The sequence below is a fragment of the Streptomyces solicamelliae genome (assembly GCF_045348655.1).
In the GTDB taxonomy this organism is placed as follows: Bacteria; Actinomycetota; Actinomycetes; order Streptomycetales; family Streptomycetaceae; genus Streptomyces; species Streptomyces solicamelliae.
Genome location: NZ_CP160404.1, coordinates 2,662,887 through 2,684,729, shown reverse-complemented (window position 1 = coordinate 2,684,729; position 21,843 = coordinate 2,662,887). Strand labels below are relative to the sequence as shown.

Below are 21,843 nucleotides of genomic sequence, written 5' to 3'. Positions count from 1 at the left end.
GAGGAGGACAGCAGTCCGCCAGAGGTCTCGACCGGGAGGTTCAGCGTGCGCAAGGATGCCGCCGTGGCCGATGACCGTCCGCATCGGGCCCGCCATCGCGGCAGTCCCGCACGGCTCCAATCCTCCGTCCCCGACGAGGAGCTGATGCGGGCGCTGTACCGCGAGCATGCCGGCCCTTTGCTCGCCTACGTACTGCGCCTCGTCGCCGGCGACCGCCAGCGCGCCGAGGACGTCGTGCAGGAGACGCTCATCCGTGCCTGGAAGAACGCCGGCAGCCTGGGCCAGGCCACCGGTTCCGTCAGACCCTGGCTGGTGACGGTCGCCCGTCGCATCGTCATCGACGGCCACCGCAGCCGGCAGGCCCGGCCGCAGGAGGTCGACGCGTCGCCGCTGGAGGTCATGCCCGCGGAGGACGAGATCGACAAGGCTCTCTGGCTCATGACCCTCTCCGACGCCCTCGACGATTTGACCCCGGCCCACCGGGAAGTCTTGGTCGAGACGTACTTCAAGGGGCGTACCGTCAACGAGGCGGCCGAGACGCTCGGCATACCCAGCGGGACCGTGCGGTCCCGCGTGTTCTACGCACTGCGTTCGATGAAGCTCGCGCTGGAGGAGAGGGGGGTGTCGGTATGACCGCGTTCGACAGCGGACCGGCGTACGACCGCGAGTCGCCGCACGATGCCGTCGGCGCGTACGTGCTCGGCGTGCTCGACGACGCCGACGCCACCGCCTTCGAGGCGCACCTCGCCGGCTGCGAGCAGTGCGCCGGGCATCTGGAGGAGTTCTCCGGGCTCGAACCGATGCTGGCCATGCTCGCCGAGGGCGCCGGCCCCGAGCAGCGCACCGGCGAGCCGCAGAGCATCGACCCGTACGCGGAGGAGGCCTTCGACGCCTTCGCCCCGCGCCCGCCCGCGCCCCGTCCGGTGATCCCGCGCCCGGCCTCCGCCGGGCCGTCCGTGGCGCCCGTCGTGCCCCGGCCGGAGCTGCTGGACCGGCTCGTCGACGAGGTCGCGGTCAAGCGCGCCCAGCGCCGCCGCCGGACCATGTACCTGGTCGCCGCGGCCGCCGCGCTGATCATCGGCGGGCCCGCCGTCGCCGTCGTCGCCACCTCCGGGGACGACGGACGGAGCAACGTCGCCGCCGACCCGCACCCCACCAGCCCCGCCGAGGACGCCTTCTTCCACCACATGGAGGAGAAGATCGCGGCCACCGACGCGATCACGAAGGTCAGCGCCACCGTCGGCATGGAGAAGAAGGGCTGGGGCACCCACACGGTCCTGGAACTCAAGAACGTCAAGGGCCCGCTGAAGTGCACCCTCGTCGCCGTCTCCAAGACGGGGGAGGAGGAGATCGTCACCTCCTGGGCCGTCCCGAAGTGGGGCTACGGCATCCCCGACAGCCCCAACGAGGCCGGTAAGAACCCGCTGTACGTGCACGGCGGCTCGGCCATGGACCGGGACGAGATCGACCGCTTCGAGGTCAGGACCTTCGACGGCGACCGACTGGTGGAGGTCGACGCCTGACAGAGCCGCCACCGTGGCGTACGCTCGACGGCTGCCCAGTGCACGTTGAGAAAGGGGCCTCGGTGGCCGCGCAGGAAGCCGATGGTGTGGTCGACACCGTCCGGGACCGCGAGATCGGTGTCGAACAGGAACATCTGGACCGGGTGTACCGGCGACTCGAGGAGAAGATCCACGAGGCGGAGTTCCTGATGCACGACGCCGCCCAGCGCGGACACGTCGGGACGCCCGGCGCGCTCGCCGAGCGCGACGCCCAGGTGTTCCGGGCCGGCGTCCACCTCAACCGGCTCAACAACGAGTTCGAGGACTTCCTCTTCGGCCGGATCGACCTGCTGGACGGCAAGGACGGCAAGAAGGGCCCGGACGGCGCGTACACCTCGGTGGAGCCCGCCGAGGACGCCGTCCGGCCCGACAACACGGCCGACATCGGCGAGACCCTGCACATCGGCCGGATCGGTGTCCTCGACGCGGACTACGCCCCGCTGGTCATCGACTGGCGGGCCCCCGCCGCCGCCCCGTTCTACCGCTCCACCCCGGTCGACCCCGGCCGGGTGGTGCGCCGCCGGGTCATCCGCTCCAAGGGCCGCAAGGTGCTCGGCGTCGAGGACGACCTGATGCGCCCCGAGCTGACCGCCTTCCTCGGCGGCGCCGAGCTGCCCGCCATCGGCGACGGCGCGCTGATGGCCGCCCTCGGCCAGGCCCGCAGCCACACCATGCGCGACATCGTCTCCAGCATCCAGGCCGAGCAGGACCTGGTCATCCGCGCGCCCGCCGCCTCCGTCACGTACGTCGAGGGCGGCCCCGGCACCGGCAAGACGGCCGTGGCGCTGCACCGGGCCGCGTACCTGCTCTACCAGGACCGGCGGCGGTACGCGGGCGGCATCCTGATCGTCTCGCCGACGCCGCTGCTCGTCTCGTACACCGAGGGCGTGCTGCCCTCGCTCGGCGAGGAGGGCCAGGTCGCCATCCGCGCGGTCGGCTCGCTGGTCGACGGCGTCGAGGCCACCGTGTACGACGAGCCGCCGGTCGCCCGGGTCAAGGGCTCCTCGCGGATGCTGAAGGTGCTGCGCAAGGCGGCCCGGGGCGCCCTGGAGACGCCGGTGCCCGCGGCGAAGGACGGGCAGCTCGCCCTCGGCGAGGAGCCCGGGGCCGCCGCCCCCGGCACGCCCACCCGGCTGCGGGTCGTCGCCTTCGGCCGCCGGATCGAGCTGGAGGCCGAGGAACTGCAGCGGATCCGCACCAACGCGCTCGGCGGCACCACCCCGGTCAACCTGCTGCGCCCGCGCGCCCGCCGGCTGCTGCTGGACGCCCTGTACGCCAAGTCCGGCGCGGGCTCCCGGCACACGGACCCGGAGCTCGCCGCCGAGCTGCGGTCCTCCTTCGACGAGGACGTCGCGAGCGAGGACTCGTTCCTCGGCTTCCTGGACGCCTGGTGGCCGGAACTCACCCCCCGCGGGGTCCTCGACGCGATGGCCGACGAGAGACGGCTCGCCCGGTGGTCCCGCCGGGTGCTCAACCCCGGCGAGGTGCGCCGGGTGGCCCGCTCGCTGCGCCGGGAGGGGTACTCGGTGCACGACGTGGCCCTGCTCGACGAGCTGAACAGCCTGCTCGGCGCCCCGGCCCGGCCGAAGCGGAAGCGCGAGTACGACCCGCTGGACCAGCTCACCGGCCTGGAGGAGCTGATGCCGGTGCGCGAGGAGACCCAGCGGGAGCGGGCCGAGCGGCTGGCCGCGGAGCGCACCGAGTACACGCACGTCATCGTCGACGAGGCGCAGGACCTCACGCCCATGCAGTGGCGGATGGTCGGCCGCCGCGGCCGGCACGCCACCTGGACGGTCGTGGGCGACCCGGCCCAGTCGTCCTGGTCCACCCCGGACGAGGCCGCCGAGGCCCGGGAGGAGGCGCTGGGCAGCCGGCCGCGGCGCCGCTTCGAGCTGACCGTGAACTACCGCAACCCGGCGGAGATCGCCGAGCTGGCGGCCAGGGTCCTGGCCCTGGCGATGCCCGGCAAGGAGTCCCCGCGCGCGGTCCGCTCGACCGGGGTGGAGCCGCGTTTCGTGGCCGTGCCGGAGCGGGACGGGCTGCCCGCGGCCGTGCACGCGGAGGCGGCGCGGCTCCTGGAGCGCGTGGACGGCACGGTCGGCGTCGTGGTGGCGATGCACCGCCGCGAGCAGGCCGCGCGTCTCCTGGCGGACCTGGGCGACCGGGTGGTGGCGCTGGGCTCGCTGGAGGCCAAGGGCCTGGAGTACGACGCCACGGTGGTCGTCTCGCCGGCGGAGATCGCCGACGAGTCCCCGGCCGGTCTGCGGGTGCTGTACGTGGCACTGACCCGGGCGACGCAGCAGCTCACGGTGGTCTCCGGGCCGCGTGACGTACCGGACGAGGACGGGGTGCCGGACCTGCTGCGGGACTGAATCCGGTCAAGCTGCGCGGCAGGAATCAGTTCCGGGGGTCGTTTGTTAGCCTGTCTGTGGCACCGGCTCGATCCAAGCCCCCGGGCCCAACCTTCGTCCCTCAGAGGGACCACTTGCCGCGAGGCGAGCATGGCGGGTCGGTGCCACTCAAGACGCCTTTCGTGCGTATGCACGAAATCGAGGCCCCTGTCACCACGGGTGACGGGGGCCTCTTCTGTTCTTCCTCCAGCTCTCGTATGGTGGAAACTACTTTCCGAAAACAAAATGACCGCATTACCTGCTACCAGCTGGTAGGTGCGACGATCGGAGGGCGCCGCCGGGCAGCCGGCCCGGGGCGGCGTAGCAACGCAGCTAGGGAAAGCAGAGGAACCCGGACATGGCAACGGCGCCCAGCGTCTCGTACTCGATGACGGTCCGTCTCGAGGTACCGGCGAGCGGGACTGCGGTCTCCCAGCTCACCACCGCGGTCGAGTCCTCCGGCGGCCACGTCACCGGCCTCGACGTGACCGCTTCCGGCCACGAGAAGCTGCGTATCGACGTCACCGTCGCCGCGACCTCCACCACCCACGCGGACGAGATCGTGGCGAAGCTCGGGACCATCGAGGGCGTCGTCCTCGGCAAGGTCTCCGACCGTACGTTCCTCATGCACCTCGGCGGCAAGATCGAGATGGCGTCCAAGCACCCCATCCGCAACCGTGACGACCTCTCCATGATCTACACCCCGGGCGTGGCCCGGGTCTGCATGGCGATCGCCGAGAACCCCGAGGACGCCCGCCGCCTCACCATCAAGCGCAACTCGGTCGCCGTGGTCACCGACGGCTCCGCCGTCCTCGGCCTCGGCAACATCGGCCCGAAGGCCGCGCTGCCGGTCATGGAGGGCAAGGCGGCCCTGTTCAAGCGCTTCGCCGGCATCGACGCCTGGCCGATCTGCCTGGACACCCAGGACACCGACGAGATCGTCGCGATCGTGAAAGCCATCGCCCCCGGTTTCGCCGGTATCAACCTCGAGGACATCTCCGCGCCCCGCTGCTTCGAGATCGAGGCGCGGCTGCGCGAGGCCCTGGACATCCCCGTCTTCCACGACGACCAGCACGGCACCGCCATCGTCGTGCTCGCCGCGCTGACCAACGCGCTGCGGGTGGTCGGCAAGGGCATCGGCGACGTACGGGTCGTCATGTCCGGTGCGGGCGCGGCCGGTACGGCCATCCTCAAGCTGCTCATCGCCGCCGGCGTGAAGCACGCGGTGGTCGCCGACATCCACGGCGTCGTGCACGCGGGCCGCGAGGACCTGGTGGACGCGCCGGCCGACTCGCCGCTGCGCTGGATCGCCGACAACACCAACCCGGAGGGCGTCACCGGCACCCTCAAGCAGGCCGTCGTCGGCGCGGACGTGTTCATCGGCGTCTCGGCCCCGAACCTGCTCGGCGCGGAGGACGTGGCGGCGATGGCGGAGGGCGCGATCGTGTTCGCGCTCGCGAACCCGGACCCGGAGGTCGACCCGGCGGTCGCCCGCCAGACCGCGGCCGTGGTGGCCACCGGCCGCTCGGACTTCCCGAACCAGATCAACAACGTCCTGGTGTTCCCGGGTGTCTTCCGCGGTCTGCTCGACGCGCAGTCCCGCACCGTCAACACGGAGATGATGCTCGCCGCGGCGAGTGCGCTCGCGGACGTCGTCACCGAGGACGAGCTGAACCCGAACTACATCATCCCGTCGGTCTTCAACGACAAGGTCGCCGGCGCCGTGGCGGGCGCGGTGCGCACCGCGGCGAAGGCGGCGGGGGCGGGGACCGACACGGCGGCGAACGGGCTCTGACGCCTCGCCGAACGGGGTCTGACGGCGCGTCGCGGGACGTCGCGCCGTAAACCCGCCTTTAGGGTTCTGTTCGGCTCCGCAGCGTCTTCGCGGAGTCGACGCAACGTCACCGCGAAGGGCCTCTGGCGCTTTTCGTGTGACCCCGGAGGGTGCCGGATTGGCGTTCCCGCCGCTGGTGGGGGCAGGATGCCTATTCGGGCGCGAGGGTCTGGCGACAGACCCGGGTCCGGGGACTGTCCGAGGGCCCTGGCAGCATCGGCTTCGCTGTGCCCAACATGCGGCTCCGCCGCGTGGCCCGCCTCACAGGCAAGAAGAACACGGGAGTAACAACATGAACCGCAGTGAGCTGGTGGCCGCCCTGGCCGACCGCGCCGAGGTGACCCGCAAGGACGCCGACGCCGTGCTGGCCGCCTTCGCCGAGATCACCGGCGAGATCGTCGCCAAGGGTGACGAGAAGGTCACCATCCCCGGCTTCCTGACCTTCGAGCGCACCCACCGTGCCGCTCGCACCGCCCGCAACCCGCAGACCGGCGACCCGATCGACATCCCGGCCGGTTTCAGCGTGAAGGTCTCCGCGGGCTCGAAGCTCAAGGAAGCCGCCAAGGGCAAGTAAGCGCCCTCCGTACGCCCGTACGAAGCGCACAAGGGCCGGTGGCCACCCCAGGGGGTGGCCACCGGCCCTTGTGCCGTTCTGAGGGCCCCTCAGCCACGCTGAGAGGCCACCGGAGCCCTGCACCAGCGTGCTGCCCCGCCGCTCGACCTCGGCGCCGGGTTCCACGAGCTTCTGCATGCTGTGTCTTCCCGGGGGGCGACCCCCGGACCCCCGGCAGAGGGTCCCGGGGCCGAGCGGGCCCGCTCGGCGGGGCTAGACCAGCGCGCTGCCCGGCAGCTCGACCTTCGCGCCCAGTTCCACGAGCTTCTGCATGAAGTTCTCGTAGCCGCGGTTGATCAGGTCGATGCCGTGGACGCGGGACGTGCCCTCGGCCGCCAGGGCGGCGATCAGGTACGAGAAGCCGCCGCGCAGGTCGGGGATGACCAGGTCCGCGCCCTGCAGCTTGGTGGGGCCGGAGACGACCGCCGAGTGCAGGAAGTTGCGCTGGCCGAAGCGGCAGTCCGAGCCGCCCAGGCACTCGCGGTACAGCTGGATGTGCGCGCCCATCTGGTTCAGCGCCGAGGTGAAGCCGAGCCGGGACTCGTACACCGTCTCGTGGACGATCGACAGGCCCGTCGCCTGCGTCAGCGCGACCACCAGCGGCTGCTGCCAGTCGGTCTGGAAGCCGGGATGGACGTCCGTCTCCAGGGCGATGGACTTCAGCTGGCCGCCGGGGTGCCAGAAGCGGATGCCCTCGTCGTCGATCTCGAAGGCGCCGCCGACCTTCCGGTACGTGTTCAGGAAGGTCATCATCGAGCGCTGCTGCGCGCCGCGCACGTAGATGTTGCCGTTGGTGGCGAGCGCCGCGGACGCCCAGGAGGCCGCCTCCAGGCGGTCCGGGAGCGCCTGGTGGTTGTAGCCGCCGAGCTTGTCGACGCCGGTGATGCGGATCGTCCGGTCGGTGTCGATGGCGATGATCGAGCCCATCTTCTGCAGCACGCAGATGAGGTCCTCGATCTCCGGCTCGATCGCCGCGTTGGACAGCTCGGTCACGCCCTCGGCGAGCACCGCCGTGAGGAGCACCTGTTCGGTCGCGCCGACGGACGGGTACGGCAGCCGGATCTTGGTGCCGCGCAGCCGCTGCGGGGCCTCCAGGTACTGCCCGTCCGCACGCTTCTCGATCTTCGCGCCGAACTGCCGCAGCACCTCGAAGTGGAAGTCGATCGGCCGGCCGCCGATGTCGCAGCCGCCCAGGCCCGGGATGAACGCGTGCCCGAGCCGGTGCAGCAGCGGCCCGCAGAACAGGATCGGGATGCGGGACGAACCGGCGTGGGCATCGATGTCGGCCACGTTGGCGGACTCGACGTGCGACGGGTCGAGCACCAGCTCGCCGGGCTCGTCGCCCGGGCGCACCGTCACGCCGTGCAACTGGAGCAGCCCGCGCACCACGCGCACGTCGCGGATGTCGGGCACGTTGCGGAGCCGGCTCGGCGCCTCGCCGAGCAGGGCGGCGACCATCGCCTTGGGCACGAGGTTCTTCGCGCCGCGGACGCGGATCTCGCCCTCCAGCGGGGTGCCGCCGTGGACAAGCAGGACATCGTCTGTGCCGGTCATGAATCTCGCGTTCCGAAGGGGTCCCCCACAGCCGTGCGAGGGGGAGGTCGGGCAGGGCCAGGGAAAAGGGTAAGGGCCGAGCACCCCCCTTTCGTAAGGGTGCGGCGGCCACGCAGATGTAATGAATTCGGCACAACACCCTCCGTTCCCGTCACCTTGCGGAGCGTTACCGTCCGTTTGTTGCCGTCTCGTTCCCCGGACATCGGACGCCGACCGCCTCACCTGCGCCGCCGCCGGGCCCTCGACCGGTCCTGTCGCCGGGTCCCCAAGACGGGCCCGGATGCGGGATCATGTCTCGCATGACCGAGGTGTCCTCGCTCACAGGACGGCTGCTCGTCGCCACGCCCGCGCTGACGGACCCGAACTTCGACCGCGCGGTCGTGCTGCTGCTCGACCACGACGACGAGGGCTCCCTCGGCGTGGTCCTGAACCGCCCCACCCCCGTCACCGTCGGTGACATCCTGGAACCCTGGGCACCGCTGGCCGGCGAACCCGGCGTGGTCTTCCAGGGCGGCCCGGTCTCGCTCGACGCCGCGCTCGGCGTCGCGGTGATCCCCGGCGACGAGGGCCCGCTCGGCTGGCGCCGGGTGTACGGGGCGATCGGGCTGGTCGACCTGGAGACCCCTCCCGAACTGCTCGCCGCCGCGCTCGGCTCGCTGCGGATCTTCGCCGGGTACGCGGGCTGGGGCCCCGGCCAGCTGGAGCAGGAACTCACCGAGGGTGCCTGGTACGTGGTCGAGTCCGAGCCCGGCGACGTCTCGTCCCCGCATCCGGAGACGCTGTGGCGCGCCGTGCTGCGCCGGCAGCGCGGGGAGCTCGCGATGGTCGCCACGTACCCCGACGACCCGTCGCTGAACTGAAGCCGCCGGGCTTCAGTACCCTTGGGACCCATGAGCACTCTCGAGCCCGAGCGCGGGGCAGGTACGGGAACCCTCGTAGAGCCGACGCCGCAGGTGTCCCACGGCGACGGCGACCACGAGCGCTATGCCCACTACGTCCAGAAGGACAAGATCATGGCGAGTGCCCTCGACGGCACTCCCGTGGTGGCACTGTGCGGCAAGGTCTGGGTACCGGGGCGCGACCCCAAGAAGTACCCCGTCTGTCCCATGTGCAAGGAGATCTACGAGTCCATGGGCTCGGGCGGTGACAAGGACAAGGACAAGGGCGGCAAGGGCAAGTAGCCCACCGGTCTGACGCGGGGACGGCCCCCGGTGCGCGTGCTGCGGCACGCGCACCGGGGGCCGTCTCGCGTTGCACGGGGTGCTTCCGCGGGTCACGGAGTGGTCGAGACCACTTGTCGGGGTGTGTGCACGGCAATAGCCTCACGCGTGTTGTGCAACACGAAACGCTCGTTGCGCATGTTGCAACGCGGATCCCGGGAGCCCCGAATGAAGCGTTCCGTCCGAATCGCCGCCCCGCTCACCGCCCTCGTCCTCGCCGGCCTCGCCGCCTGCGCCCCGCAGACCTCCGGCGGCGCGGCCGCCAAGGACGACACGAGCGGCACGCTGCGCGTCTGGCTCTTCCGCGAGGTCGACAACCGGCCGAAACAACAGGTCGTCGACGCCGCGATCGCCGCCTTCGAGGCCCGGCACGAGGGCGCCGACGTGCAGGTCGAGTACATCCCCGTCGAGACCCGCGCCCAGCGCGTCAAGGCCGCCTTCAACGACCCCGCCTCCGCCCCCGACCTCATCGAGTACGGCAACACCGACACCGCCGGCTACGTGAAGGACGGCGGACTCGCCGACGTCACCGCCGAGTTCGGCGCCTGGCCCGACGCCGAGGACACCGACCCCGCCGCGAGGTCCTCCGTCACCGTCGACGGCAAGGTCTACGGCGCCCCGCTCTTCGTCGGCGTCCGCGCGCTCTACTACCGCACCGACGTCTTCCGCGAGTTGGGCGTCCGGCCGCCCAAGTCCCAGGCCGAGCTGATCGCCACCGCGAAGAAGGTCCGCAAGGCGAAGCCCGAGCTGTACGGACTCGCCGTCGGCGGCGCGTACACCTACGGCGCGATGCCCTTCGTCTGGGCCGACGGCGGCGAACTCGCCACCGGCCGGGCCGGTGCGTACCGGGCCGCGATCGACAGCGAGGCCGCCCGCAGGGGCGTCGCCGCGTACACCTCGCTCTTCGGCGACGACAACTGCCCGGCCGCCAAGTGCGCCGCCATGGGCGGCAACGCGACCGTCACCGCCTTCGCCTCCGGCAAGGCCGCCATGGCCATCGGCGGCGACTTCAGCCACGCCGCCGTGGAGGCCGGCGCGGTGAAGGGCAAGTACGCCGTCGTCCCGCTGCCCGGTGTCGCCCCCGGCTCCATAGCCCCGCCGTTCGCCGGCGGCAACAACCTCGGCGTGCTCCGCAGCACCGCGCACCGCACCCTGGCCGTCGACCTGATGAAGACGCTGGCCGGCAAGGAGACCCAGGGCAAGCTCTTCGACGCGATGGGCTTCCTGCCCACGTACACCGACGTCCGCGCCGACGCCGCCCGCCGGCAGCCCTTCGTGAAGCCCTTCATCGACTCCCTCGACGCGGGCGCCAAGTTCGTCCCGGCGTCCCCGGCCTGGGGGCAGATCGACGCCCAGCAGGTGCTGCCGACGATGTTCCAGGAGATCGTCAGCGGCCGGAAGGACGTGGCCGGCGCCACCGGCGACGCGGCCGAGAAGATGGACGCGGCGTTCGCGGCGGCGCGATGACCGCGACGGCACGCACCGGCTGGACGCCCTGGCTCTACCTGCTGCCCGCGCTCGCCGTGCTCGGCGCGCTGCTGGTGTACCCGATCTGGCAGCTCGGCCTGATCTCCACGCTCGAGTACACCCAGGCTCAGGTCAGCGGCGGCGAGCCGACCTCGTTCCAGGGCCTCGGCAACTACGCCGCCCTCTTCTCCGACCCGCAGTTCTGGCAGGTCCTGCTCGCGACCGTGCTGTTCGCCGCGGCCTGCGTCGTCACCACGCTCGCCGTCGGCTGCACCCTGGCCGTGCTGCTGACCCGCGTACGCGCCGTCCCGCGCCTCGCGCTGATGCTCGCGGCGCTCGGGGCGTGGGCGACGCCGGCGGTCACCGGCTCCACGGTGTGGGTGATGCTCTTCGACCCCGACCACGGGCCGGTCAACCGGCTGCTCGGGCTCGGCGACCTCTCGTGGACGTACGGGCGCTACAGCGCCTTCGCACTGGTCCTCTTCGAGGTCGTCTGGTGCTCGTTCCCGTTCGTGATGGTCACCGTCTACGCGGGCCTGCGGGCCGTCCCCGCCGAGGTCCTGGAGGCCGCCGCGCTCGACGGGGCCTCGCAGTGGCGGATCTGGCGGTCGGTCACCGCGCCGATGCTCCGGCCGATCCTGCTCGTCGTCACGATCCAGTCGATCATCTGGGACTTCAAGGTCTTCACCCAGATCTACGTGATGACCAACGGGGGCGGCATCGCCGGCCAGAACCTCGTGCTCAACGTGTACGCCTACCAGAAGGCGTTCGCCTCGTCCCAGTACAGCCTCGGCTCGGCGATCGGCGTCGTGATGCTGCTGATCCTGCTGGCCGTGACGCTGGTGTACCTGCGGCTGCTGCGGCGGCGGGGAGGGGAACTGTGAGGGACTTCCGTGCACGCCGCCTCCTGGCCGAGGCGGGCGCGCTGCTCGTCGCCGCGGTCGTGGCGTTCCCGCTGTACTGGATGGTGCTCTCGGCCTTCAAGCCGGCCGGGGAGATCCAGTCGGCCGAGGCCCGGCCGTGGACGCTCGCGCCAACCCTGGACTCCTTCCGGCGCGTCTTCGAACAGCAGGATTTCGGCCGTTATCTCCTCAACAGCCTGCTCGTCGCGGGCACGGTGGTGGTCGCCTCCGCGGTGATCGCGTTCCTCGCGGCGACGGCCGTCACGAGGTTCCGCTTCCGCTTCCGGACCACGCTGCTGGTCATGTTCCTGGTCGCCCAGACGGTGCCCGTCGAGGCGCTGACGATCCCGCTGTTCTTCCTCATGCGGGACCTCGGGCAGCTCAACACGCTCGGCTCGCTGGTCCTGCCGCACCTCGCGTTCTCGCTGCCGTTCGCGATCTGGATGCTGCGCGGCTTCGTGAAGGCGGTGCCGGAGGCGCTGGAGGAACAGGCCGCGCTCGACGGGGCGAGCCGGGCGCGGTTCCTGTGGACGATCCTGTTCCCGCTGGTCTTCCCGGGCCTGGTCGCGACGAGCGTGTTCTCGTTCATCTCGACCTGGAACGACTTCCTGTTCGCGAAGTCCTTCCTCATCAGCGACACCTCGCAGTCGACGCTGCCGATGGCGCTGCTGGTCTTCTTCCAGCCCGAGGACAACGACTGGGGCGGCATCATGGCGGCGTCGACCGTGATGACGATCCCGGTGCTCGTCTTCTTCGTACTCGTCCAACGCCGCCTGGTCTCCGGCCTGGGCGGCGCGGTGAAGGACTGACGCCCATGCATCTGATCCCCGCTCCCCGCACCGTCTCGGGCCCGCACCGCTGCGGGTTCGCCCTCGACGACGGGACGGCGCTGTCCGCCGGGCCCGGCACGGAGTCCACCGCGCGCTGGCTGCGCGCCACGCTGGGCGCGGCCCTCGGGCTGCCGCTCCCGCCGGCCCCGGAACCGGGCGGCCACAACACCCTGGTGCTGCGCGTCGACGACACGCTGGGGCCCGAGGCGTACCGGCTCTCGGTGGCCCCGGCCCTGGGCGTCGAGATCGTGGGCGGCGACCCCGCGGGCGTCTTCTGGGGCGCGCAGACGCTGCGTCAACTCCTCGGGCCGGACGCCTTCCGGAGCGCCCGCCTGCCGCGCGAGGCGACCTGGGGCGTGCCCGCCCTCACCGTCACCGACGCCCCCCGCTTCCGCTGGCGGGGCGTCATGCTCGATGTGGCGCGGCACTTCATGCCGAAGGGCGACGTGCTGCGGTACGTCGATCTGCTCGCCGCGCACAAGCTGAACGTGTTGCATCTGCATCTCACCGACGACCAGGGCTGGCGTCTGGAGATCGAGCGGTACCCGCGGCTCACCGAGGTCGGCGCGTGGCGGCCGCGGACCAAGTGGGGGCACCGGGACTCGCCGTACTGGAGCGAGACGCCGCACGGCGGCTTCTACACGCACGACGACATCCGCGAGATCGTCGCGTACGCCGCCGAGCGGCACATCACCGTCGTCCCCGAGATCGACCTCCCCGGCCACTCGCAGGCCGCCATCGCCGCGTACCCCGAACTCGGCAACACCGACGTCGTCGACACCTCCGCGCTCGGCGTCTGGGACGACTGGGGCGTCAACCCCAACGTGCTCGCGCCCACCGACGCCGTCCTCCGCTTCTACGAGGGAGTCTTCGAGGAGGTGCTCGACCTGTTCCCGTCGACGTTCGTCCACGTCGGCGGCGACGAGTGCCCCAAGGACCAGTGGCGGAAGTCCCCGGCCGCCCAGGCCCGCATCAGGGAACTCGGGGTCGACGGCGAGGACGGCCTGCAGTCCTGGTTCGTCCGGCACTTCGACCGCTGGCTCGCCGACCGCGGCCGCCGGCTCATCGGCTGGGACGAGATCCTGGAGGGCGGCCTCGCCGGCGGCGCCGCCGTGTCCTCCTGGCGCGGCTACGAGGGAGGGATCGCCGCCGCGGAGGCCGGCCACGACGTCGTCATGTGCCCGGACCGGCACGTGTACCTGGACTACCGTCAGGCCCCTGGCGACGACGAGCCGATGCCCATCGGCCCCGTACGGACCCTGGAGGACGTCTACCGGTTCGAGCCCGTGCCCCCGGGCCTGTCCGAGGCGGCCGCCGCGCACGTGCTCGGCACCCAGGCCAACGTGTGGACCGAGGTCATGCAGGACCGCGGCCGCGTCGACTACCAGGTCTTCCCCCGGCTCGTGGCATTCGCCGAGGTCGCGTGGTCCGCCCTGCCCGCCCCCGCCGAGCGCGATCACACCGGTTTCGAGCGGCGCATGACCGCCCATTACGCGCGGCTGGACGCGCTCGGTGTCGCGTACCGGCCGGCTTCCGGACCCCGTCCCTGGCAGCGCCGTCCCGGCGTGCCCGGACGTCCCTCCGAGGAGCCGCCGACGACCGCGTGAGTACCGACAAATCCGGCCATATCCCGAGTCGTGGGAGGTCCGGGACGGAACCTTCCTTCACGGACCCTCGCGCCGGACGGCTCGGAACATGTGCCAGAGTTGCCACGTCCGGGCTGTGAGCACGTACGGTACGGCCACACAGGCGGGACGACCGGGGACAGTCGGGGACACCGGGAAGGGGCAGCGGGTTGACCACGCACGCACCACGGACGGCGCATTCGGTGACGCTGCCGGCCACGCTCGACGAGGCCGTGGCCGCGCTCACCGCCATGCCCGCCGCCGTGCCCGTCGCGGGCGGCACCGATCTGATGGCGGCCGTCAACCGGGGGCAGCTGCGCCCCGCCGGGCTCGTGGGCCTCGGCCGGATCAACGAGATCCGCGGCTGGCAGTACCAGGACGGTCACGCGCTGCTCGGCGCGGGTCTCACCCACTCCCGGATGGGCCGGCCCGACTTCGCCGCGCTCATCCCCGCGCTCGCCGCGGCCGCCCGCGCCGCCGGACCGCCCCAGATCCGCAACGCCGGCACCCTCGGCGGCAACGTCGTCTCCGCCGCGCCCGCGGGCGACTCGCTGCCCGTCCTGGCCGCCCTGGAGGCGGACCTGGTCGTCACCGGCCCGGACGGCGGCCGCGAGATCCCCGTCTCGCACCTGCTGGCCGGCCGCGACCTGCTCGCGCCCGGCGAGCTGGTCGGCTTCGTCCGCGTCCCCCTGCTGCACGCCCCGCAGGTCTTCCTCAAGGCCACCGGCCGCACCGGCCCCGCCCGCGCGGCCGCCTCCGTCGCCGTCGTGCTCGACCCGGCACAGCGCGCGGTGCGCTGCGCGGTGGGCGCGATCGCGCCGATGCCGCTGCGGCCGCTCGAGGCGGAGCGCTGGATCGCCTCGCTGGTCGACTGGGACAACGACCGCGCCCTCGCCCCGGAGGCGCTGACCGCCTTCGGCGAGTACGTGGCCGCGGCCTGCATCCCGGACCCGGAGGGCGACGAGCAGCTGCCGCCCGCCGTACTGCACCTGCGGCGCACCGTCGCCGCGCTGGCCCGACGGGCACTGGGGAGGGCGCTGTCGTGAGCACCGAGGACAACGAGCATCTGCACCTGTACGGGACCCCGCAGGGCCCCGAGACGGGACAGGTCCCCGCGCAGGGCGGCCCGGAGCAGGAGCCCCACGGCGGCTGGCAGCCCATCCCGCAGAGCGAGGGCTACGACAGCGACGCCACCGCCTTCGTCCAGCTGCCCCCGGACTTCGACTTCGGCGCCGCGCCGCTGGCCGCGCCCGGCCACGGCTACACGCCGCCGCCGATGATCGTGCCGCTCACGCCTGCCTCGGCGAACGACCCGGCCGCGACCGGCACCTGGGTGGTCCAGGAGCCGGTCGAGGCGGAGTACCTGCCGCCGCAGGACACCGCGGAGCCCCAGACCGAGCCGGTGGACCCGCACGCCACCGGGCAGTGGAGCTTCGCCGAGGAGAGCCGGTCGACCGGGCAGTGGACCATCCCGACCATGCCGGAGGGTTCGGACGAGTCGGGCGAGTACACGACGTCGATGCTGGCCCAGTACGCGAGCAGCGCGCCCGCGACCCTGCCCGGCGGCGCGCCCGCGCCGTGGGCGATGCCGCAGGAGCCGGAGGGCGGCGAAGGGCAGCCGGAGCGCTTCGCGGAGGAGCCGGCCGCCGGGGAGCCGGTCGCGGAGGAGTCCGCGCGCGAGGACGCGCACGGGTCCGGGCACGAGGACGCGCACGTGCACGCCGGTGCCGCCGTCGAGGAGCCCCACGCCGCCGAGAGCCGCCCCGAGCGACCCGAGCCCTTCCCCGAGGTCCCCGAGGCGCTCCCGGAGCCCCCTGAGGCCCTTCCCGAGCCCCCGCCCGCCCCTGTGTTCGACACGGGCAGCAGCAGCGACAGCGACGAGCACCCGCACATCTCGTACGTGCTGCGCGTCAACGGCGCCGACCGGCCCGTCACCGGCTCCTGGATCGGCGAGTCGCTGCTCTACGTGCTGCGCGAGCGCCTCGGCCTCGCCGGCGCCAAGGACGGCTGCTCGCAGGGCGAGTGCGGTGCGTGCAACGTCCAGGTCGACGGCCGCCTGGTGGCCTCCTGCCTGGTGCCCGCCGCGACCGCCGCCGGCAGCGAGGTCCGTACCGTCGAGGGCCTGGCCGTCGACGGCGAGCCGTCCGACGTCCAGCGGGCCCTCGCCAACTGCGGCGCCGTCCAGTGCGGCTACTGCATCCCGGGCATGGCCATGACCGTCCACGACCTGCTCGAGGGCAACCCCGCGCCCACCGAGCGGGAGGCCCGCCAGGCCCTCTGCGGCAACCTCTGCCGCTGCTCCGGCTACCGGGGCGTGCTCGACGCCGTCCAGGAGGTCGTCGCCGAGCGCGCCGCGGGCACCCGCGCCGAGCCGGCCGCCGACCCGGCCGGCGGGGCGCGCATCCCGCAGCAGATCCCCCACCCGCTCGACGGAGGCATGGCGTGAGCAGCGACGCGACCACCGCCGTTCCCGCCGTACCCACGGCGCTCGACGGCCCCCGGCAGGAGGAGCGGGAGCACGGCCTGGGCGTGTCCGTGCCGGCCGCCGACGCCCGCGCCAAGGCCGAGGGCACCTTCCCGTACGCCTCCGACCTGTGGGCCGAGGGGCTGCTGTGGGCGGCGGTGCTGCGCTCCCCGCACCCGCACGCCCGGATCGTCTCCATCGACACCACGGCCGCCGCGGAGCTCCCCGGCGTCCGCGCCGTCGTCACGCACGCGGACGTGCCCGGCGACCCGGCGTACGGCCGGACCGTCGCCGACCGTCCGGTGTTCGCCTCCGACGTCGTCCGGCACCACGGCGAGGCCATCGCCGCCGTCGCCGCCGACCACCCCGACGCCGCCCGGCTCGCCGCCGCGGCCATCGCCGTCGAGTACGAGGTCCTGGAACCGGTCACCGACCCGGAGAAGGCGTTCGCCGCCGAGCCGCTGCACCCCGACGGCAACCTGATCCGGCACATCCCGCTCCGCTTCGGCGACCCCGACATCGCCGGCGAGGTGATCGTCGAGGGCCTGTACCGGATCGGCCGCCAGGACCCCGCGCCGATCGGCGCCGAGGCCGGCCTCGCCGTGCCGCGCCCCGACGGCGGCGTGGAGATCTACACCGCCTCCACCGACCCGCACACCGACCGCGACCTCGCAGCGGCCTGCTTCGGGCTCGCCCCCGAGCAGGTCAAGGTGGTCGTCACCGGCGTGCCCGGCGCGACCAGCGACCGCGAGGACCCCGGCTTCCAGATCCCGCTGGGCCTGCTCGCGCTGCGCACCGGCTGCCCGGTCAAGCTCACCGCCACCCGCGAGGAGTCCTTCCTCGGTCACGCCCACCGCCACCCCACCCTGCTGCGCTACCGGCACCACGCGGACGCGGAGGGCCGGCTGGTGAAGGTGGAGGCGCAGATCCTGCTCGACGCGGGCGCGTACGCGGACCACTCCGCCGAGTCGCTCGCCGCCGCCGTCTCGTTCGCCTGCGGCCCGTATGTCGTGCCGCACGCCTTCGTCGAGGGCTGGGCGGTCCGGACGAACAACCCGCCCTCCGGCCACATGCGCGGCGAGGGTGCCCTGCAGGTGTGCGCCGCGTACGAGGCGCAGATGGACAAGCTGGCGGCCCGGCTCGGCGTCGACCCGGCCGAGCTGCGGATGCGGAACGTACTGGCGACGGGCGACCTGCTGCCCACCGGCCAGACCGTGACCTGCCCCGCCCCGGTCGCCGAACTGCTCGGCGCGGTACGGGACTTCCCGCTGCCGCCGCTGCCGCTGGACGACCCCGAGGAGGACTGGCTGCTGCCCGGCGGCCCGGAGGGCGCGGGCGAGCCGGGGGCGGTGCGCCGCGGCGTCGGCTACGCGCTCGGCATGGTCCACATGCTCGGCGCGGAGGGCGCGGACGAGGTCTCGACGGCCACCGTGAAGGTGCAGGACGGGGTCGCGACGGTCATCTGCGCGGCCGTGGACACCGGCTCCGGTTTCGGCACGCTGGCGCGACAGATTGTCCAGGAGACCCTCGGCATCGACGAGGTGCACGTCGCCTCCGTCGACACCGACCAGCCCCCGGCCGGCGCGGCCACCCACGGCCGGCACACCTGGGTCTCGGGCGGCGCGGTCGAGCGGGCGGCCAAGATGGTCCGTACGCAGCTGCTGCAGCCGCTGGCGCACAAGTTCGGCATGTCGACGGAGCTGCTCCAGATCACCGACGGCAAGATCACCTCGTACGACGGCGTGCTGTCCACGACGGTGACCGAGGCGATGGACGGCAAGGAGCTGTGGGCCACCGCGCAGTGCCGCCCGCACCCGACGGAGCCGCTGGACGAGTCGGGCCAGGGCGACGCGTTCGTGGGCCTGGCGTTCTGCGCGATCCGCGCGGTGGTGGACGTCGACATCGAGCTGGGCTCGGTGCGGGTGGTCGAGATGGCCGTCGCGCAGGACGTCGGCCGGATCCTGAACCCGGCGCAGCTGGTGGCCCGCATCGAGGCGGGCGTCACGCAGGGCGTCGGCGCGGCGCTGACGGAGAACCTGCGCACCGCACGCGGTGTCGTCCGGCACCCGGACTTCATGGGCTACGCGCTGCCGACGGCGCTCGACGCCCCGGACATCCGGATCGTCACGCTGATCGAGGAGCGGGACGTGGTGGCCCCGTTCGGCGCGAAGCCGGTGAGTGCGGTACCGGTCGTGACGGCGCCGGCGGCGGTCGCCTCGGCCGTGCGGGCGGCGACGGGCCGCCCGGTCAACCGGCTGCCGATCCGCCCGCAGGCGGCGGTGGCGGCAGCAGGCTAGGTCGACAGGTACGACGAAGGGCCCGGGGAGTACCCCGGGCCCTTCGTCGTACCTGTCGACCTGGAGACCGTGGCGGGAATCGAACCCGCGTCACTCGAGTTGCAGTCGAGCCCCTGAACCTCTCGGGCACACGGTCGTGGTGGCGACAGGAACGACGGTAGGCGCGCGGGAACGAGGCGCGGAAGGGCAACCCGGGTGCCGCAACGGGACTGCCATACGCCGTTCATGAACGGCGGACCGGTCGTACGACCAAGGTCCCGGGTCCGGTCGTTCCTGCGACAGGGTCCCCGCACGGGTTCACCTCTTACCCTGAGGGGATGAGCGCCCCTGACCCCCGCGACACCGACGTCGCAGACGTACCGCCCGCACCCGACCGGACCGCCGCCGAGGAGTCCGCGGGCAGCGTGCTCGACCGGGAGCACCGGGCGCTCAGCATCGGGATCGTCTCCGTGGTCCTGCTCATCGCCTTCGAGGCGACGGCCGTCGGCACGGCGATGCCGGTCGCGGCGCGGGAGCTGGACGGGGTCGCGCTGTACGCCTTCGCCTTCTCGTCGTACTTCACGACCAGCCTCTTCGGCATGGTGCTCGCGGGGCAGTGGTCCGACCGCAGCGGACCGCTCGCGCCGCTCGCCGTCGGCATGGCGTCCTTCGCGGCCGGACTGCTGCTGGCCGGGACCGCCGGGACGATGTGGCTGTTCGTCCTGGGGCGGGCCGTGCAGGGCCTCGGCGGCGGGCTGGTGATCGTGGCGCTGTACGTGGTCGTCAGCCGCGCGTACGCGGAGGCGCTGCGGCCCGCGATCATGGCGGCGTTCGCGGCGGGCTGGGTGGTGCCGTCGGTGGTCGGGCCGCTGGCGTCCGGGACGATCACCGAGCATCTGGGGTGGCGCTGGGTCTTCGTCGGCATCCCCCTCCTCGTGGTCTTCCCGCTGGCGCTCGCGCTGCCGGCGATCCGACGGACGGCGTCCGGTCCGGCCGACCCGACGGCGCCGCTGCCGCCGTACGACCGGCGGCGCATCCGGCTGGCGCTCGGGATCTCGCTGGGCGCGGGGCTGCTGCAGTACGCGGGCCAGGAGCTGCGCTGGCTCTCTCTGGTGCCGGCGGCGGTGGGCGCGGCGCTGCTGGTGCCGTCGGCGCTGGGACTGCTGCCGAAGGGCACGTTCCGGGCGGCGCGGGGGCTGCCGTCGGTGGTGCTGCTCCGGGGGATCGCGGCGGGGTCGTTCATCGCGGCGGAGTCGTTCGTGCCGCTGATGCTGGTCGCGGAGCGCGGGCTGAGCCCGACGCTGGCGGGGCTGTCGCTGGCGGTCGGCGGGCTCACCTGGGCCGGGGGCTCGTACCTGCAGGCCCGGCCGTGGATGACGCGGTACCGGGAGCGGGCGCGGGTGGCCGGGATGGTGCTGGTCGCGGCGGCGATCGCGGCGGCGCCGAGCGTGCTGATCCCGGCGGTGCCGGCGTGGGTCGTGGCGGTGGCGTGGGCGTTCGGCTGCCTCGGGATGGGCGTGGTGATCGCCTCGACGAGCGTGCTGCTCCTCGAACTGTCGGCGCCGGAGGAGGCGGGGGCGAACTCGGCGGCCCTCCAGATCTCGGACGGCCTGTCCAACGTCCTGCTCCTGGCGGCGGGCGGGGCGGCGTTCGCGGCGCTGGGGGGCGGGGCGCTGGGCGACGCGGCGCACGGCGCGGCGGCGGTGTCGTCCCACCCGGCCGCGTTCGCCGCGGTCTTCCTCCCGATGGCCGCGGTCGCCGCGACCGGCGCGTGGGTCGCCACGCGTCTGCGGGCCCCGAAGTAGGCCCCGGCCCGGCCGCTGCCGGTGGACGGCCGCGGGCGGGGCCGCGACGCGAATACCCATGGCGGGTCGCACGCCGTCGCCGGCCGCGGGCCGTCTCGGGTGCGCCCGGCCTGGCGGCCGGGCGGTGTTTCCCACCCTCACCGCCCGTACGGGAAGCCGGCTCGGCGAACGGTTCTCCCGCCGTGGGTCCCCGCCCTCGGCGGCCGCGGGCCGTCTCGGGTGCGGCCGGGCGGTGCTTCCCACCCTCACCGCCCGTACGGGAAGCCGGCTCGGCGAACGGTTCTCCCGCCGTGGGTCCCCGCCGTCGTCGGCCGCGGGCCGTCTCGGGTGCGGCCGGGCGGTGTTTCCCACCCTCACCGCCCGTACGGGAAGCCGGCTCGGCGAACGGTTCTCCCGTCGTCGGTCCCCGCCGTCGTCGGTCCCCGCCCTCGGCGTCGCCGGCCCGGCGTGCGCCCGCCGGCCGCGCTGGGCGCGGCGCCCCGGGACGGTCGCCGGCTCCCGTACCCCCGTCGCTTGCCGCGCCCGTCCGCCCTGCCCGGCCCGACTCGTCGCCTCTCCCCGCGCCCGTCGTGCCCCCCGGCCCCGAGATCTGTCGCCGCCCGCCCCGAAAAGTCGTCGACCCCTCCCGCCCCCGCGCCTACCCTCGCCCCATGCGAGAGATCACGGTCAGGGTGCCCCCGGAGCTCGTCGATCTGGCGGATGCTCGTGGCGTCGGGGTCGAGGAGCAGGTGGAGGAAGCGGTGCGGCGGTACATGAGCACCGAGGAGGCGGTCGTGCGGCACCACGCCATGCGGCTGGCGATGCGGCACGCCTCGCTGCTGCGGAGGCTCGGGGAATGAGTACCCGCTTCCTCACCGTCCACGAGGTCGCCCACATCGCCTGCACCGCGTTCACCGGCGACGGCACCCCCGAGCTCCGCGCGCCCGGACTGCTCGAGTCCGCCGTGCACCGCCCGCGGGCCCGCATGTTCGGCGAGAGCGCGTACGGCGACCCGTACGAGCAGGCCGCCGCGCTGCTGCACGCCATCGCCGCCAACCACCCCTTCGTCGACGGCAACAAGCGCGCCGCCTGGCTCTCCGCCGCCGTCTTCCTCTCGGTCAACGGGATCGATCTCGCCGACGCCGATCTCGATCGGGCATATGAGCTGGTCATCGACGTGGCCGGCGGCGACCTAGCCGACATTTCGGACATTGCGCGCCGCCTCCGGGAGCTGTGAGGACCGTCTCACGCGGCCCCGCCACGCCCCCGCGCGCGGCAGGGCGCCCCGGCCTCACCGGTAAGGTGGCCCGGTTGTCATATCT

General features: G+C 73.2%; 18 protein-coding genes and 1 tRNA gene. 17 read left to right on the top strand and 2 right to left on the bottom strand.

The window, feature by feature from the left end:
• The first annotated feature begins 45 nt into the window (after positions 1-45).
• The 5 genes from ABZO31_RS12375 to ABZO31_RS12355 all read left to right on the top strand — a co-directional run bounded on the left by ABZO31_RS12375 (position 46) and on the right by ABZO31_RS12355 (position 6,360).
• Positions 46-633, top strand: coding sequence for a sigma-70 family RNA polymerase sigma factor (locus ABZO31_RS12375; RefSeq protein ID WP_406861208.1), 588 nt, complete (start codon positions 46-48; stop codon positions 631-633).
• A complete protein-coding gene (locus tag ABZO31_RS12370) occupies positions 630-1,523 on the top strand; it encodes a zf-HC2 domain-containing protein (protein ID WP_406861207.1) in 894 nt (297 codons plus the stop codon). Before ABZO31_RS12375 ends, ABZO31_RS12370 begins: the two co-directional genes overlap by 4 nt.
• A gap of 62 nt (positions 1,524-1,585) precedes the next feature.
• Entirely contained in the window at positions 1,586-3,934 is a 2,349-nt protein-coding gene (locus ABZO31_RS12365; protein ID WP_406861206.1) for a HelD family protein, read from the top strand.
• Positions 3,935-4,310: 376 nt separating this feature from the next.
• Positions 4,311-5,747 carry an NAD-dependent malic enzyme gene (locus tag ABZO31_RS12360; protein WP_406861205.1) on the top strand — a complete coding sequence of 479 codons (1,437 nt, stop codon included), beginning with the start codon at positions 4,311-4,313 and terminating at the stop codon, positions 5,745-5,747.
• 331 nt (positions 5,748-6,078) lie between these two features.
• Entirely contained in the window at positions 6,079-6,360 is a 282-nt protein-coding gene (locus ABZO31_RS12355; protein WP_393648087.1) for an HU family DNA-binding protein, read from the top strand.
• Between the two features lie 252 nt (positions 6,361-6,612).
• On the opposite strand, the gene murA is transcribed toward ABZO31_RS12355, so the two are convergent.
• Positions 6,613-7,953 (bottom strand): UDP-N-acetylglucosamine 1-carboxyvinyltransferase, encoded by a 1,341-nt coding sequence (gene murA / locus ABZO31_RS12350; protein WP_406861204.1) that lies wholly within the window; start codon positions 7,951-7,953, stop codon positions 6,613-6,615.
• Positions 7,954-8,252: 299 nt separating this feature from the next.
• Between murA and ABZO31_RS12345 the strand changes: the two genes are divergently transcribed.
• The 9 genes from ABZO31_RS12345 (at position 8,253) to ABZO31_RS12305 (ending at position 18,758) form a co-directional block, all read left to right on the top strand.
• On the top strand, positions 8,253-8,813 hold the full coding sequence (locus ABZO31_RS12345) for a YqgE/AlgH family protein (protein WP_406861203.1): 561 nt from the start codon (positions 8,253-8,255) through the stop codon (positions 8,811-8,813).
• 30 nt (positions 8,814-8,843) lie between these two features.
• Positions 8,844-9,134: a DUF3039 domain-containing protein gene (locus ABZO31_RS12340; RefSeq protein ID WP_037879418.1), complete on the top strand. Its 291-nt coding sequence runs from the start codon at positions 8,844-8,846 to the stop codon at positions 9,132-9,134.
• A gap of 207 nt (positions 9,135-9,341) precedes the next feature.
• Positions 9,342-10,640, top strand: a complete 1,299-nt coding sequence (locus ABZO31_RS12335) for an extracellular solute-binding protein (protein ID WP_406861202.1) — start codon at positions 9,342-9,344, stop codon at positions 10,638-10,640.
• Entirely contained in the window at positions 10,637-11,524 is an 888-nt protein-coding gene (locus ABZO31_RS12330) for a carbohydrate ABC transporter permease (protein WP_406861201.1), read from the top strand. Before ABZO31_RS12335 ends, ABZO31_RS12330 begins: the two co-directional genes overlap by 4 nt.
• Positions 11,521-12,351 (top strand): carbohydrate ABC transporter permease, encoded by an 831-nt coding sequence (locus ABZO31_RS12325; protein ID WP_406861200.1) that lies wholly within the window; start codon positions 11,521-11,523, stop codon positions 12,349-12,351. Before ABZO31_RS12330 ends, ABZO31_RS12325 begins: the two co-directional genes overlap by 4 nt.
• Positions 12,352-12,356: 5 nt before the next feature.
• Positions 12,357-13,979: a beta-N-acetylhexosaminidase gene (locus tag ABZO31_RS12320; protein WP_406861199.1), complete on the top strand. Its 1,623-nt coding sequence runs from the start codon at positions 12,357-12,359 to the stop codon at positions 13,977-13,979.
• Positions 13,980-14,167: 188 nt separating this feature from the next.
• Entirely contained in the window at positions 14,168-15,043 is an 876-nt protein-coding gene (locus ABZO31_RS12315) for an FAD binding domain-containing protein (RefSeq protein ID WP_406861198.1), read from the top strand.
• Positions 15,040-16,443: a 2Fe-2S iron-sulfur cluster-binding protein gene (locus ABZO31_RS12310; RefSeq protein ID WP_406861197.1), complete on the top strand. Its 1,404-nt coding sequence runs from the start codon at positions 15,040-15,042 to the stop codon at positions 16,441-16,443. Before ABZO31_RS12315 ends, ABZO31_RS12310 begins: the two co-directional genes overlap by 4 nt.
• On the top strand, positions 16,440-18,758 hold the full coding sequence (locus ABZO31_RS12305) for a xanthine dehydrogenase family protein molybdopterin-binding subunit (protein ID WP_406861196.1): 2,319 nt from the start codon (positions 16,440-16,442) through the stop codon (positions 18,756-18,758). The genes ABZO31_RS12310 and ABZO31_RS12305 overlap by 4 nt, the downstream gene beginning before the upstream one ends.
• Before the next feature lie 61 nt (positions 18,759-18,819).
• Here the strand turns inward: ABZO31_RS12305 and ABZO31_RS12300 are convergent.
• Positions 18,820-18,894: transfer RNA gene (locus tag ABZO31_RS12300), tRNA-Cys, on the bottom strand.
• Between the two features lie 181 nt (positions 18,895-19,075).
• Here ABZO31_RS12300 and ABZO31_RS12295 point away from each other — a divergent pair.
• The 3 genes from ABZO31_RS12295 (at position 19,076) to ABZO31_RS12285 (ending at position 21,758) form a co-directional block, all read left to right on the top strand.
• Positions 19,076-20,542, top strand: coding sequence for an MFS transporter (locus tag ABZO31_RS12295; protein ID WP_406861195.1), 1,467 nt, complete (start codon positions 19,076-19,078; stop codon positions 20,540-20,542).
• 650 nt (positions 20,543-21,192) lie between these two features.
• Positions 21,193-21,381 (top strand): hypothetical protein, encoded by a 189-nt coding sequence (locus ABZO31_RS12290; RefSeq protein WP_406861194.1) that lies wholly within the window; start codon positions 21,193-21,195, stop codon positions 21,379-21,381.
• Positions 21,378-21,758, top strand: coding sequence for a type II toxin-antitoxin system death-on-curing family toxin (locus ABZO31_RS12285; RefSeq protein WP_406861193.1), 381 nt, complete (start codon positions 21,378-21,380; stop codon positions 21,756-21,758). The genes ABZO31_RS12290 and ABZO31_RS12285 overlap by 4 nt, the downstream gene beginning before the upstream one ends.
• The last annotated feature ends 85 nt before the right edge of the window (positions 21,759-21,843 follow it).